The sequence below is a fragment of the Rhodococcus sp. 1R11 genome (genome assembly GCF_004563845.1).
GTDB lineage: Bacteria > Actinomycetota > Actinomycetes > Mycobacteriales > Mycobacteriaceae > Rhodococcoides.
This window is the reverse complement of sequence record NZ_SPNG01000002.1, coordinates 357,971-372,143: the sequence shown is the minus strand read 5'-3', so window position 1 is coordinate 372,143 and position 14,173 is coordinate 357,971. Positions and strand designations below refer to the sequence as shown.

Annotated in this window: 14 protein-coding genes; 6 read left to right on the top strand and 8 right to left on the bottom strand. The window is 64.9% G+C overall.

The features are described 5' to 3' along the window. Positions 1-19: 19 nt before the first annotated feature. Together E4P29_RS04985 and E4P29_RS04980 are read right to left on the bottom strand one after the other, a co-directional pair. Positions 20-436, bottom strand: coding sequence for a cytochrome c oxidase subunit 4 (locus E4P29_RS04985; RefSeq protein ID WP_027497386.1), 417 nt, complete (start codon positions 434-436; stop codon positions 20-22). A gap of 18 nt (positions 437-454) precedes the next feature. Then, positions 455-1,534, bottom strand: a complete 1,080-nt coding sequence (locus E4P29_RS04980; RefSeq protein ID WP_167735393.1) for a cytochrome c oxidase subunit II — start codon at positions 1,532-1,534, stop codon at positions 455-457. Positions 1,535-1,756: 222 nt separating this feature from the next. Between E4P29_RS04980 and asnB the strand changes: the two genes are divergently transcribed. After that, the gene (asnB, locus tag E4P29_RS04975; RefSeq protein ID WP_135042442.1) at positions 1,757-3,685 is read left to right on the top strand and encodes an asparagine synthase (glutamine-hydrolyzing); all 1,929 of its coding nucleotides are present in this window, start codon (positions 1,757-1,759) and stop codon (positions 3,683-3,685) included. 92 nt (positions 3,686-3,777) lie between these two features. Here the strand turns inward: asnB and E4P29_RS04970 are convergent, their stop codons facing one another. From E4P29_RS04970 to E4P29_RS04960, 3 genes are all read right to left on the bottom strand, one after another. Next, the gene (locus E4P29_RS04970) at positions 3,778-4,752 is read right to left on the bottom strand and encodes a carbohydrate kinase family protein (protein WP_135042440.1); all 975 of its coding nucleotides are present in this window, start codon (positions 4,750-4,752) and stop codon (positions 3,778-3,780) included. A gap of 103 nt (positions 4,753-4,855) precedes the next feature. Continuing rightward, positions 4,856-5,221 (bottom strand): iron-sulfur cluster assembly accessory protein, encoded by a 366-nt coding sequence (locus tag E4P29_RS04965; protein ID WP_027497390.1) that lies wholly within the window; start codon positions 5,219-5,221, stop codon positions 4,856-4,858. A gap of 60 nt (positions 5,222-5,281) precedes the next feature. Next, complete coding sequence (locus E4P29_RS04960) at positions 5,282-6,361, bottom strand: glycerate kinase (protein WP_135042438.1); 1,080 nt, start codon at positions 6,359-6,361, stop codon at positions 5,282-5,284. A 100-nt stretch (positions 6,362-6,461) separates the two neighbouring features. On the opposite strand from E4P29_RS04960, the gene E4P29_RS04955 reads away from it, so the two are divergent. Genes E4P29_RS04955 through E4P29_RS04940 form a run of 4 tightly spaced genes read left to right on the top strand, consistent with a single transcriptional unit; the run spans position 6,462 to position 9,539 of the window. After that, positions 6,462-7,121, top strand: a complete 660-nt coding sequence (locus E4P29_RS04955) for a DUF3043 domain-containing protein (protein WP_135042436.1) — start codon at positions 6,462-6,464, stop codon at positions 7,119-7,121. 5 nt (positions 7,122-7,126) lie between these two features. Next, positions 7,127-7,696 carry a bifunctional adenosylcobinamide kinase/adenosylcobinamide-phosphate guanylyltransferase gene (gene cobU / locus E4P29_RS04950; protein WP_135042434.1) on the top strand — a complete coding sequence of 190 codons (570 nt, stop codon included), beginning with the start codon at positions 7,127-7,129 and terminating at the stop codon, positions 7,694-7,696. Positions 7,697-7,713: 17 nt separating this feature from the next. Then, positions 7,714-8,775, top strand: a complete 1,062-nt coding sequence (cobT, locus tag E4P29_RS04945; RefSeq protein WP_245154183.1) for a nicotinate-nucleotide--dimethylbenzimidazole phosphoribosyltransferase — start codon at positions 7,714-7,716, stop codon at positions 8,773-8,775. Between the two features lie 2 nt (positions 8,776-8,777). Next, positions 8,778-9,539: an adenosylcobinamide-GDP ribazoletransferase gene (locus E4P29_RS04940; protein ID WP_135042430.1), complete on the top strand. Its 762-nt coding sequence runs from the start codon at positions 8,778-8,780 to the stop codon at positions 9,537-9,539. Here E4P29_RS04940 and E4P29_RS04935 read toward each other — a convergent pair whose 3' ends face one another. Both E4P29_RS04935 and gcvT read right to left on the bottom strand, forming a co-directional pair. Beyond that, positions 9,540-10,643: a branched-chain amino acid aminotransferase gene (locus E4P29_RS04935; protein WP_135042428.1), complete on the bottom strand. Its 1,104-nt coding sequence runs from the start codon at positions 10,641-10,643 to the stop codon at positions 9,540-9,542. A gap of 41 nt (positions 10,644-10,684) precedes the next feature. After that, complete coding sequence (gene gcvT, locus E4P29_RS04930; protein ID WP_135042426.1) at positions 10,685-11,785, bottom strand: glycine cleavage system aminomethyltransferase GcvT; 1,101 nt, start codon at positions 11,783-11,785, stop codon at positions 10,685-10,687. A 129-nt stretch (positions 11,786-11,914) separates the two neighbouring features. Between gcvT and E4P29_RS04925 the strand changes: the two genes are divergently transcribed. Beyond that, a complete protein-coding gene (locus E4P29_RS04925) occupies positions 11,915-13,438 on the top strand; it encodes a leucyl aminopeptidase (protein WP_032374372.1) in 1,524 nt (507 codons plus the stop codon). Between the two features lie 49 nt (positions 13,439-13,487). On the opposite strand, the gene E4P29_RS04920 is transcribed toward E4P29_RS04925, so the two are convergent. Beyond that, positions 13,488-13,829 carry an oxidoreductase gene (locus tag E4P29_RS04920; RefSeq protein WP_135042424.1) on the bottom strand — a complete coding sequence of 114 codons (342 nt, stop codon included), beginning with the start codon at positions 13,827-13,829 and terminating at the stop codon, positions 13,488-13,490. Positions 13,830-14,173: the final 344 nt, after the last annotated feature.

Sequence of the window (14,173 nt, the reverse complement as noted above, 5' to 3'; positions counted from 1 at the left end):
TTTTCGGGTGACTACAAGGTCAGTGGCGTTCGGCACCGATGTGGTACTCGAAGACCAATCCAGCGGCCGAGGCGATGACGCACACGACGCCCAGGGCAATCAACCAGGGCTGGAAGAAAGCAAAGCCGAGAGCGGTGATCGACGCCGCCACTGCCAGTACGAACGGCCAGAAGCTACCGGGGCTGAAGAAGCCCAGGTCGCCTGCACCATCACTTACCTCGGCGTCGTCGAAGTCTTCGGGCCGAGTATCGAGCCGTCGAGCGACGAATCGGAAGTATGTTCCGACGATCAGCGTCAGGCCGACCGACAGGAAGATCGCCGTGACGCCTGCCCACTCGACGCCGGTTCGGCTCAATCCGGTGAAAAGCGCATACACGATGCCGACCAGGAGGAAGAAGACCGTGAGGATCTCGAAGATCTTCGCTTCGATTTTCATATCAGCATGCTTCCTTGGTCAGTTGCCTTCGGCGACGGTGGCGGTACGGACGGTACGATCGGTCTCGAACGGCGAGGTGCTGGTCGCGAGCGGGCTCTCACCGATGGCTTCGAGTGCCTGCGCGTTGGTCAGCGCTTCGCCACCCTCGGCCACAGGCTTGCGCAGCTCGATGTACTGCTCGAACTTGTCCGGAGACACGGCGCGAACCTCGAAGTTCATCATCGAGTGGAAGGTGCCACACATTTCGGTGCACCGACCGACGAACGATCCTTCACGTTCGATCTCGCTGATCTGGAACACGTTGTCGGAGTGGTTCTCCTCCGGGTTCGGCATGACGTCGCGCTTGAACAGGAACTCGGGAACCCAGAAGCCGTGAATGACGTCCGAGGATGCCAACACGAATTCGATGCGCTTGCCGGTGGGAAGGACGAGCACCGGAATCTCGGCGCTGGAACCGACCGTTTCGATCTTGTTGTAGTGCAGGTAGGACAGATCCTGGGGAATTGCACCGTGGATCGCGCCGGGCACGAACTCGCCGTCCTCGCTACCCTCGGCACCTTCACCGGGAGTTGCGGCGGCTTCCGCGGCGGCCTGCTCCTCTTCGTCGGTGCCCTCGTACTTGGCAGCACCGTCCTTGAGGTCGATGGTCCGGTATCCGAACTTCCAGTTCCACTGGTATGCGGTCACGTCGACCTGGACGTCGGGATCTGCCTGCTTCTCGTCGACGTAGTTCTGCACCACGACGGTGAAGTAGAAGAGCACGGCGATGATCACGAACGGAACCGCCGTGTAGAACAGCTCGAGCGGAACGTTGTACGCGGTCTGACGCGGGAACTCCGGGGAGCTCTTCTTCTTACGGTGGAAGAGCACCACCCAGAAGATCAAGACCCACACGACGATGCCCATGACCAGGGCGGCGATGACCGACCAGGTCCACAGGTCGCCGATGCGTCGTCCCTGCGGAGTGACGCCCGAAGCGAAACCGAAATTGAGTACGTTGTCACTGCTGATGGAACAGCCCGACAGCATCAACGCGGCTACACCGAGAAATGCTGTCAGCCCCGCTCGCCGAAGGATCCGACTATGCGCCACGTTCACGCCTTCCTGATTGCCCACCACTGAAGAATAAGGGCTTCCACATGGAGATGCCCGAGTACTACGCAGCGTAGACCAAAGCTGACGCGGAGCCACCCTTGGGTCGTTACCTAGGTTCGAGCGTGTCTGCGGCATACTCGGTTGCTGATCGACCGTCCCGCTGACGACACGCGGAGATCCGGCCCCCGGCATTGTCCCCAACTGCGAGAAGAGGTAGCAGACGCTGTGTGTGGACTGCTCGGAGTACTGACGTCTCACGGAACGACCGCCGCCGGCGTCGAGCTGGTGAGCTCGGCGACTCACTGCATGCGCCATCGAGGCCCGGACGAGGCCGGTGGCACCTGGCACGACGACGACGTCGTGTACGGCTTCAATCGACTTTCGTTCATCGACATCGAACACTCGCATCAGCCGATGCGGTGGGGGCCTCCCGGTTCACCCGACCGGTACGCGCTGGTGTTCAACGGCGAGATCTACAACTACCTCGAGTTGCGTGCGGAGCTCGCGCGCGATCACGGTGCAGAATTCGCCACCGAAGGTGACAGCGAGTCGATCGTCGCGGCATTTCACTACTGGGGCGCTGCCGCCGTGCAGCGTCTGCGAGGAATGTTCGCCTTCGCCATCTGGGACACCGAGACGCGCGAGATGTTCATCGCGCGCGATCCATTCGGCATCAAGCCGCTGTTCTACGCCACGGGCCCGGGTGGAACCGCGTTCGGCAGTGAGAAGAAGAGCGTTCTCGAACTGATGGAGCTGCTGGGCGTCGATCTCGACCTCGACCCGCGGGCCATCGAGCACTACACCGTGCTTCAGTACGTCCCCGAGCCGGAGACGCTGCACTCGGGGATCAGGCGGCTCGAGTCGGGTTGCTACGCCACCCTCTCCCCCGGTACGCCGCCGAAGATCACCCGATACTTCACACCGACGTTCCCGGTGAAGCCCTTCGCTCCCGGCAGCGAGAAGGCTCGCTACCAGGAGATTGCCGAGGCCCTCGAAGATTCGGTCGCCAAGCACATGCGAGCCGACGTGACCGTCGGTTCCTTCCTCTCGGGCGGCATCGATTCCACGGCCATCGCGGCACTGGCAATTCGACACAATCCGAACTTGATCACCTTCACGACCGGCTTCGAGCGCGAGGGTTACTCCGAGGTCGATGTTGCAGCGGAGTCGGCAGCCGCGATAGGTGCTCGGCACATCGTGAAAGTGGTCGGACCGGAAGAGTTCGCGGCGTCCATTCCCGAAATCGTCTGGTACCTGGACGACCCGGTAGCCGATCCGGCGCTCGTACCGCTCTACTTCGTCGCCAAAGAAGCTCGCAAACACGTCAAGGTCGTGCTCTCCGGAGAGGGTGCGGACGAACTGTTCGGCGGCTACACCATCTACCGCGAGCCGCTGTCGTTGAAGCCGTTCGAGTCTCTGCCCGCATTTCTCCGCCGCGCAGCCGGATCGTTGAGCGAGCGCATTCCCGAAGGCACGCGCGGCAAGAGCTTGCTGCACCGAGGATCGATGACCCTCGAGGAGCGCTACTACGGCAATGCGCGCAGCTTCAACGATGCGCAATTGCGATCTGTGCTGCGCGAGTTCAGATCCGAGTGGACGCATCAGGACGTCACCGCACCCATTTATGCGCAGTCGCAGGGGTGGGATCCCGTGGCTCGCATGCAGCATTTGGACCTGTTCACCTGGCTTCGCGGCGACATTCTGGTCAAGGCCGACAAGATCACCATGGCGAACTCGCTCGAGCTGCGCGTCCCGTTCCTCGATTCCGAGGTCTATCGCGTAGCAGAGAAGTTGCCGCTGGAGCAGAAGATCACCAAGAGCACTACCAAATACGCACTGCGCCAGGCGCTGGAAGGCATCGTTCCCGGTCATGTGCTGCACCGCGCCAAGCTCGGTTTTCCGGTGCCACTGCGCCACTGGCTGCGCGGTACCGAACTCTTCGACTGGGCTCACCAGCAGATCGCCGAGTCACAGACCGATCACCTGCTGAACAAGGCAGCCATCGTCGCCATGCTCGACGACCATCGGGCAGGCAAATCGGATCACAGCCGTCGCCTGTGGACGCTGCTCATCTTCATGGTGTGGCACGGGATCTTCGTGGAGAAGCGCATCGTTCCGCAGATCGCCGAACCGGAGTACCCGGTCAACATCTGACTGGTACACCCGTCTCCCCCCCGGGATCAATGTGGATTTCAGTCGCTCAGATTGCAACAGAGCCGCATTGATCCCGCTGAGGGAAGCCGATCTCAGGCGGGCAGCAGCGCGCCGATCTCCTCGCCGGCTTCGGCACCGTACGCCGCGCTCAGGCGCTTGATCGCATCGTCGCGGTTCAGACTCCACTCCTGCGTTCCGGTGGTCTCGAGAACCAGCACGGCAACAAGAGAACCGAGCTGAGCAGCTCGTTCGATGCTCGCTCCGGCGAGGTGCGCGGTGAGGAACCCTGCACGGAACCCGTCGCCCACTCCGGTGGGATCGACCTTGCTCGTCTCGGGCACGACACCGATGTGGGTGTGCTTCCCACCCTTTTCGACGATGTCCACGCCTCGCTTGCCCAGCGTGGTGACCCGCAGGTCCACCTTGTCCGCGATATCGGCGTCGGACATCCCGGTCTTCTGCTTGAGCAGTGCCCATTCGTATTCGTTGGTGAACAGGTATGCCGCCCCATCGATCAGGTCGGTGGCCTGTGCTGCGTCGAGTCGCGCGAGTTGCTGGGACGGGTCGGCGGCGAACGGAACACCTGCCGCGCGGCACTGGTCCGTGTGGGCGGTCATCGCCTCCGGATCGTTGGCCCCGATCAGCACGAGATCGAGCTCGTGCTGCGCGGCCAGCGCGTCGATGGAGATGTCGCGGGCTTCGCTCATGGCACCGGGATAGAACGACGCGATCTGCGCCATGTCCTCGTCGGTGGTGCAGACGAATCGTGCTGTGTGCGCGGTGGCGGACACGCTGACGCCACTGCAATCGACTCCGTGCTCTTCGAGCCAGGTCCGATACTCGGCGAAGTCCGGCCCCACGGCTCCGACGAGGAGCGGAGAGCCGCCGAGGACCCCGAGGGCGTAGGCGATGTTTCCGCCCACTCCCCCCTTACGGATGACCAGGTCGTCCACCAGGAAGCTCAGCGAAATGTTCGCGAGCTGATCGGCGACGATCTGCTCGGCGAACCGACCGGGGAATCGCATCAGATGGTCGGTTGCAATCGAGCCGGATACCGCGAGAGTCACGAAGAAGGGCCTTTCGGAGTGTAGTTCTGGATGACCGACGAGCAGACACGACTGTGACCGATACACGAATACGTGTATCGGTCACAGTCGAGAGCGAGTCAGCTCAGTTGAACGAGTCGCCGCACGCGCACGATCCGGTCGCGTTCGGGTTGTCGATCGTGAAGCCCTGCTTCTCGATCGTGTCGACGAAGTCGATGGATGCACCCTCCACGTAGGGAGCGCTCATCCGGTCGACTGCGAGGGTGACGCCGCCGAAGTCGACCGCGAGGTCGCCGTCGAGGCTTCGATCGTCGAAGAAGAGCTGATAGCGCAGTCCTGCACACCCACCGGGCTGTACAGCAATGCGCAGCGCGAGGTCGTCGCGGCCCTCTTGGTCCAGCAACGCCTTGGCCTTGGCCGAAGCGGTCTCCGTCATGGTGACCTTGTGCGCCGTGGTTTCGGTCGTTGTGGTCTCATTCGAAACGGTCATGGGCTCTCCCTATCAGTCGTACCAAACCCGTGAACAAACTCAACCGTACTCCGGGTTGCTCTATTCCTTGCGCGCGCCGCCCCTGTTCGAGGGCCCGGCAACAGCACTGCTCGCCAAGTGCGCGGCCAGCTTTTCGAGCTGATTGGCCGCATCGGTCATGGCCACCTCCACAGACCCGGCGAACTCGCTGATCGAGTGAGCGGCCGAGATACCGGCCGACGCCAGGTCGTGCTCGCTCAACGTCACCTGGCCGGCGAGCACCACGGTTTCGATTCCGGTGGCACCGCCTGCAGCGGCGATTCTGGTCACCAACTTGCCTCCCAGCGACTGGGAATCGAACTTTCCCTCCCCGGTCAACACCAGGTCGACGGAGTCCAGGAGTTCCCGCTGACCGGTTCGTTCCGCCACGACGGAAGCACCCGGCACCTGCCTGCCACCGAGCGCGAACAGGGCCGCCCCCATTCCGCCCGCTGCACCCGCACCGGGACGGTCTGCCACGTCGTGGCCCGCAGCCGACAGAACGGCAGCCCAGTCGGCGTTCAGTTCTTCGAGTCGCTCGACCGTCTCGGTGTCGGCACCCTTCTGCGGCCCGAACACCCGAGCAGCGCCGGCATCGCCGAGCAGGGGGTTCTCCACGTCCGACGCGGCGACGAGGTCGATTCCCGAGAACCGTTCGATTGCCGACCCCAGCCCGCCGAGTGCGCGGATCATCGCTCGTCCGCCGTCGGTGCAACTGCTCCCGCCGAGTCCGACGACAATCGACGTCGCGCCACTGGTCAACGCCTCGCTCAACAGCTGGCCGACGCCGTAGCTGTTCGCCTTCAGCGCCGACTGCGGAGTCAGCGGACCGTCGACGAGGTGCAGCCCGCAGGCCTGAGCCGATTCGATGTACGCCACCGTGCCGTCGAGCAGCCAGCGGGCCTGCACCGGCGTCCCGAGCGGTCCGTCCACGTCGGCGACGTGGATTGTGCCGATGCGCGAGGCCAGTACCTCGACGAACCCTGGTCCACCGTCGGATTGGGGTGCCAGTTCCAACTCGTCACCGCTTCTGACGCCCGCCCATCCTCTGGCAATGGCGGCGGCTGCGTCTGCGGCAGTCAGGGTGTCCCCGAAGGAGTCCGGCGCAATCATCACTCGCATTCTCGGAAGTGTAGGACCGTAGTGCCCGAACAGCATCCGGTGCTGCGCCGCTGACCTGGCCGGTGTTCGAGTGCCTCCGCTCATCCCATACTCTGGTTGCGTGAAGCTGCTACGCCGTGGAAACTCTGACAATTCGGACGGACAGGACTCGAACGAGCCCGAGTCGACTGCGTCCGCCGGCGAGGCGACCTCGCCGGTGTCTCTCGGCAAAGGCCGACCGACCCCCAAGCGCCGTGACGCCGAGGCCCGCCGCCGCGGGCCGGTCGCTCCGGCTCCTCTGACGAGCAAAGAGGCACGAGAGCGCCGCAAGGCGAACAAAGGCAGCAAGGAAGACCGTAAGGCTGCCTCGAACGAACGGCGTGCAGCAGCTGCGGAGCGTCGGGCACGCATGCTCGCGGGCGACGACAAGTACCTGCTGCCTCGCGACAAGGGCCCGGTGCGTGCCTACGTTCGCGACATCGTCGATGCGCGGCGCAATCTTGTCGGCTTGTTCATGCCGCTCGCTCTCATTCTCATCTTTGCGCTGTTCCTGCAGCCGCAGGTACAGCAGTACGTCACTCTCGGCATGTTCGTGATGATGCTGTTCATGGTCGGCGAGGGCATCTATCTCGGCAAGATGATCAACAACCGCATTCGCGTCCGGTTCCCCGACACCCCCGACGGCGGCTTCAAGATCGGCTGGTACGCCTTCGTACGGGCGTCGCAGATTCGTAAGATGCGTGCCCCCAAGCCGCGAGTGAGCGCCGGCGAGGCCGTCTGACGTCGGTGGTCGTGCCGTCTCGAACGCTCGTCCTCGGCGGAGCCAGATCCGGTAAGTCCGCGCACGCGGAATCGTTGGTCACGACCCGCCCGGTCCGCTACGTCGCGACCGGACAGCGCGATGCGGCCGACGAAGACTGGCAGCAGCGCATCGAACTCCATCGTGCGTCGCGTCCGCCCGAGTGGACCACGGTCGAAACCGTCACCGGGCTGGCGACGGTGGTGGCTCAGCCTTGGGGCGGCACCACGATGGTCGACGATCTGGGCACCTGGCTGACGGGAATGCTCGACGACGCAGCGGCCTGGGACCTGCCTCGCGGGACGATTGCTCCGGCCGTGAACGACTTGGTCGCGGCGGTCTCGGACTGCAGGTCGAGTCTCGTGATCGTCAGCCCCGAGGTCGGCATGTCAGTAGTTCCCGAGTCGCGTTCGGGTCGACTGTTCCGTGACGAACTCGGTGTCCTCAATGCGCGTCTCGCGCACGTGTGTGACAGGGTTCTGCTGGTCGTCGCGGGTCTCGCGCTGACCCTCAAAGAACCACCGGCGGATTCCCTGACCGCGAAAGGCCCAGTGTGACAACTCCTGTGGACGAGATCCCGGCACCCTCACCGTTTCGTCCGGTACCTTCGCCCTCCGATTCGGCGCGGTACGAAGCTGCCGAGCGGCAAGGCCGGTTGACCAAGCCGGCCGGTAGCCTCGGCCGTCTCGAGACGCTCGGCGAGTGGATCTCCGCCTGCCAGGATGTCAGTCCGCCGAGGTCCTTCGAGCGCGTCCGTGTCGTCGTCTTCGCCGGCGACCACGGCGTCGCCGCTCATGGAGTGTCTGCCTACCCGCCCGAGGTCACGGCGCAGATGGTCGAGAACATTCGCGCGGGCGGTGCTGCGGTCAACGTCCTCGCAACCATCGCCGGGGCCACTGTTCGAGTGGTCGACATCGCTGTCGACGCCGATACCGATCCATCGGTGTCCGCCTACAAGATTCGGCGCTCGAGTGGTTCGATCGACCGTGAGGACGCACTGAGCGAGGACGAGGTGCGCGCCGCCGTCGCCGTCGGCGCTGCCATCGCGGACGAGGAGGTCGACGCCGGTGCGGACCTTCTCGTCGCAGGCGACATGGGCATCGGAAACACAACGCCCGCAACCGTATTGATCGCCACCCTCACCGATACCGAACCGGTCGCTGCCGTCGGCCGTGGCACCGGAATCGACGACGCCGGGTGGATCAGGAAGACCGCGGCGATCCGGGACGCGATGCGGCGGGCTCGGCCGGTCGCCAAGAATCCCACCGACCTGCTGCGGGTGGCAGGTGGTGCCGACATCGCTGCCCTCGCCGGTTTCCTCGCCCAGGCGGCCCACCGTCGTACCCCGGTGATCCTGGACGGTCTCGTCGTCACCGCAGCAGCACTGGTGGCGGAGGACGGTGCGGCCGGTGCCAGTGCCTGGTGGGTCGCCGGGCATCGTTCGGCCGAGCCTGCCCATTCGCTTGCCTTGCGGCACTTGCGACTCGAGCCGTTGGTGGAGCTGTCGATGCGACTCGGTGAAGGTTCCGGCGCGTTGGCGGCGCTGCCGCTCGTTCGTGCGGGAGTCGACACGTTGAATTCGATGGCGACGTTCGCCGACGCCGGCGTCAGCACCGGCGACACCGAAGTCCGCTGACCGTGAGGCTGCGGGCCGAGGGTCTGGCGCTCGCGTTCTCGTGGTTGACGGTGCTGCCCGTGCGTGGCCCGTCGCAGGTCGACAGGGCCCGCGCCGGTCGCGCGTTGGCGCACGCTCCCCTGGTCGGTCTCGTCCTCGGGTGCGTGTGTTCGGCACTGTTGTGGGCGACGACGGTTGCCGGGTTGTCGGCAATCCTGTGCGGCCTCGTCGTCGTTGCCGCCGCCGCGCTCCTGACGCGCGGTATGCACATCGACGGGTTGGCCGACACCGCCGATGGGCTCGGCTGTTACGGCCCGCCCGAACGTGCGCGGGAGGTCATGAAGTCCGGTAGTGCCGGACCGTTCGGGGTGGCGGCCATTGCTCTGACGTCAGCGATTCAGGCGGCGAGTCTGGGTCAACTCGCGCAGGAGCGACTGTGGTGGGCTGTCGTCGTGGTCGCGGTGACTGCCCGGGTGGCGGCAGTCCTGGCCTGCCGCAAGGGAATCGACGCATCGACGTCGGGCGGCTTCGGCGCGCTCGTGGCCGGAACACAGTCCAACGCCGTTCTCACGCTGTGGGTGCTTGCGGCAGCCGCTGCGTCGGTCTTCGCGCAACCCGATCGACCCTGGCAAGGGCCGCTGGTCGTCCTCACGGTCCTGACACTGTCGGTGCTTGCCGTTCGACACTGCGTCCGACGCTTCGGTGGCCTCTCGGGCGATGTTCTCGGTGCCGCAATCGAGACCACCACGGCGTCGGCCGCGGTGGGTTTGCTGATCGGCAGCTGATCAGCGGAGCTTGGTCATCCAGCCGTGGGTATCGGCGAAGGTGCCTCGCTGGATGCCGGTGAGGGTGTCTCGCAGTGCGAGCGTGATCTCGCCGGGTTCTCCGCCTGCGATCTCGAAGGAACCGTCGGTGGACTTGACGCTGCCCACCGGAGTGATGACAGCTGCCGTGCCACACGCGAACACCTCGGTGATTTCGCCCGCTTCGGCACCCTTGCGCCACTCGTCGGTGGAGATCCGTCGCTCCTCGACGGGGATGCCGGAGTCCGTCGCCAAGGCCAACAGCGAGTCGCGCGTGATGCCGGGAAGCAAGGATCCGGACAGCGAGGGGGTCACCAGCCGGGCGTCGGAACCCGAGCCGAAGACGAAGAACAGGTTCATGCCGCCCATCTCCTCGACGTAGCGGCGTTCGGTGGCGTCGAGCCACACCACCTGATCGCAGCCTTCGTCGCTGGCCTGCGCCTGCGCGAGGAGGGAGGCGGCGTAGTTGCCTGCGAACTTCGCGGCACCGGTGCCGCCCGGTGCTGCCCGGACGTATTCGGTGGACAACCACACGCTCACCGGTTTGACGCCACGCGGGAAGTACGCGCCTGCGGGTGAGGCGATCAGCATGTACCGGTAGGCGTCGGCGGGGCGCACACCCAGACCGGCTTCGGTGGAGAACATGTAGGGCCGCAGGTAGAGCGCGTCCTCGCCGCCCGCGGCAGGAACCCACTCGTGATCGAGCTCGAGCAGCTTCTCGATCGAGCCGATGAACAGGTCGTCCGGCATCTCGGGCATGGCAAGCCGCTTGGCCGAAGTACGGAACCGCTCGGCGTTGGACTGCACCCGGAACGTGGACAGATCGCCGTTGGGTTGACGGTAGACCTTCAGGCCCTCGAAGATCGCTTGGCCGTAGTGCAGGACCATCGCCGCGGGGTCGAGTTCGATCGGACCGTACGGGGTGATCCTCGCGTCGTGCCAGCCGCCGTCACGGGTGTAGTCGATGCTCACCATGTGGTCGGTGAAGTGCTTTCCGAATCCGGGCGCAGCGAGTACCGCGTCACGCGCCGCGGAGGTTGCGGGCGAAGGATGCTGCACGTACGTGAATTCGGAAACACCTGTCATGCCGGGAATCCTATCGTGGGGTTCGTGGCGGTCTCACGCGGTCACCTGGTCTTGGCGACGACGAACGGCGGTGCGACCACTTCGCAGCGCAGGGCGCGGCCCCGAACGTCGACCTCGACCTCCGAACCCACCGCAGGCGCGGCCGTCGCGTCGAGGAGTGCGAGGGCGATACCGACCTTGAGAGTGGGCGAAAAAGTGCCGGAGGTCGTCGTTCCGAGATCGCGTCCCGACGCGCGCACGGTGAGACCGGGGCGTAGAACGCCGCGGTCGAGGGCTTTGAGCCCGCGCAGAAGACGTGCCGGACCGTATGCTTTCTGGGCGGTCAATGCGTCCTTGCCCCAGAACGAGGCCTTGTTCCATCCGATCGCCCAGCCGCAGCGTGCTTCGAGGGGCGAGATGTCGAGTGCCAACTCGTGTCCGTGCAGCGGGTATCCCATCTCGGTGCGCAGTGTGTCGCGGGCACCGAGCCCGCACACCTGCCCTTCGCGAGACCGCACCGCGGCCAGCAGCGCCAGGAACAGCGGTTCCACGTCGTCGGCAGACGGGATCAGCTCGTAGCCCTGTTCACCGGTATAGCCCGTCCGGCAGACCCGAACAGGCAGAGAGTTCCAGGTGGCGTCCTCGAATGCCATGTAGTCCATATCGGTCGGTAGACCCAGTTCCTGCAGAACCTCGGACGCCTTGGGCCCCTGCACGGCCAGTACTCCGAACTCGCGGTGCCGGTTCACCACCGAGACCCCGGCGGGGGCAGCGGCAGCCATCGCCGCGACCACAGCTGCCGTATTCGCAGCATTGGGGACCAAGAACACGTCCTCGTCGGAGACGAAGTAGGCGATCAGGTCGTCGACGACGCCACCGGACTCGGTGCAGCACAGCGTGTATTGCGCTTTGCCCGGTTGGATTCTGGCCAGGTCGTTGGTGAGTACGGAGTTCACGAACGCAGCGGCCCCGGGGCCGGTCACCGACGCTTTGCCGAGGTGGCCGACGTCGAACAGACCCACCGTTTCACGCACTGCCGTGTGCTCGACGACGACGCCGGCGTACGAGACCGGCATGGTCCATCCACCGAAGGGTGCGAACGTCGCGCCGAGTTCGGTGTGCACGGCGTGGAGTGGTCCTTCGATCAACTCGGTGTCGGTCATGGCGGCCACGCTAGCTCACCACGCGGGGTGTCTCGGGTCGGTCGCCCCGGTGCGTCCCTCGATCGTCGACGCCGCCGACCGTCATTAGGATCGAGGGACGTACACGTCAACCCCTACAGGAGCAACCACGTGCCTTCCCCCTCGACGCTCACCCGCACTCTCGGACCCGACCTGGTTCTCGCGGGCAAGCTCGGTAAGAAAGTCGACGTCCTCGTCGTCGCATTGAGCACGAGTGACGACGGCCTCGAACTCTCCATCACCGACGACATTTCCGACGACGCGATCGCCACCGAATTGCTCGACGCGTTCGAAGCCGTCGGTGCCACCGGCAAGGCCGACGAAGTAGTGCGTATTCCGGCTCCGGCCGGCCTGGCCGTGGCGAGTGTGTTGGCCGTGGGCCTCGGCAACGCGGCCGACATCGACAGTGAACGGATTCGTCACTCGGCCGGCACCGCGGCTCGCGCGCTGTCCGGTGTCGAGACGGCGGCCACGACGCTCTCGGCGCTCGATCTGGGTGCGGCTGCCGAGGGCTTCTTCCTGGGCGCGTACCAGTTCGCCGAGTTCAAGTCGGCTCTCTCGGCACCGAAGCCGTCTGCTCTTCCGGTGACTCGCATCGAGTTGTTGGTGCCCGACACTCGTTCCAAGGATGCCAAGCGCGAATTGGAGAGGTCGATCGCGATTGCCGAATCGGTAGCCGTGGCAAGGGATTTCGTCAACACTCCGCCCAGTCATCTCTACCCGGAGGAATTCGCGGCTCAGGCCAAGGCGCTGGGCAAAGCGGCCGGTCTCGAGGTAGAGATTCTCGACGACAAAGCTCTCGAGAAGGGTGGCTACGGCGGCATTCACGGAGTGGGCAAGGGATCGTCGCGGCTGCCTCGGCTCGTGCGCCTGACGCACTCGGGAGGCAAGCGCGGCGCAAAGAAGGTTGCCCTCGTCGGTAAGGGAATCACATTCGACACCGGCGGCATCTCGATCAAACCGGCTGCCGGCATGGAGAACATGACCTCGGACATGGGCGGTGCGGCAGCGGTCATCGCCACCGTGGTGCTCGCCGCCAAGGTCGGTCTGCCGCTCGACGTCATCGCCACCGTCCCGATGGCGGAGAACATGCCGTCGGGCACCGCTCAGCGCCCCGGTGATGTGCTCACCCAGTACGGCGGCATCACCGTCGAGGTGATCAACACCGATGCCGAGGGCCGCTTGGTACTCGCCGACGCGATCGTGCGGGCCTGCGAGGACGATCCGGACTACCTGATCGACACTGCGACGCTGACGGGCGCTCAGGTCGTCGCACTCGGCAACAGGACTCCCGGCGTGATGGGTACCGACGACTTCCGTGACCGCGTCGCAGCGATTTCGCAGGCAATCGGCGAGAACGGTTGGGCCATGCCGCTGCCGAAGGAGATTCGCCGCGAACTCGACTCCAAGGTCGCCGATCTCGCGAACGTCACCAACGGTCGAGCAGGTGGCATGCTCGCCGCTGCTCTGTTCTTGAAGGAATTCGTCGCCGACGGCGTGGAATGGGCTCACATCGACGTTGCCGGCCCGGCATACAACACCGGTGGTCCCTTCGGCTACACCGGAAAGGGCGGCACCGGGGTTCCGGTTCGAACCATGTTCGCGGTTCTCGAGGACATCGCCGACAACGGCTGATCGTCTCCCGTCCGTGCGCGAGGCACCATCTGTTCGCGCACGGACGGCGTCAGCTGTCGCGCTGCTGTTGTTCGCGCTGCCGAATCAGCTTCTGCCGAGCGTCGTGATCACGCATCCTCTGCGGATAACCCGTCTTGCGGACGTCGTACACCGGAATTTTCAGATCCGATCCGATCTTTCGTACATATTTTTCATCGAGCGGTCGACGCGTCCACTCACCGTCGTTCGCGACCAGAACCACCGTCAGCGGCGTGACCGTCGTTTTCGGTTCCACGTAGGCCTCGACGCCGATTCGCGCCGAGGTCCAATCGGCCAGGTACTGGGCAACCGAGCCTTCGGGTGCCCGTTTCGCGCCCCCGCCGCTCGACTTGAATCGATCGAACAATCCCACGCGAACTCCTCTTTCGTACGGCCGGCGAAGTCCGAGTTTCGGTGCCGGATCTTTGTTACCCACCAGTTCGACAGGCGTGTTACACGCCCTAGGGGAACGGCGAGGCGACATCAATGGAAGGATGACATTAGAGGGTTCAGCTCTCTTGATTGTGAACCAAGGCTCGTGAAGTGAGTAAGTGAGTTGCCGAGAGGAAGTGTCGACGTGGGCGCTGGATCGAGCCGAACGTGCTCGGTGAGTGTCGATCGCACCGGTGCCTCCGTCGAACCGAATCACCCAACTCTCGTCCATGAACCCTGTTCCGCCAGCACAATGGTCTGCGACCACAAGTCGTCGAACTAAAT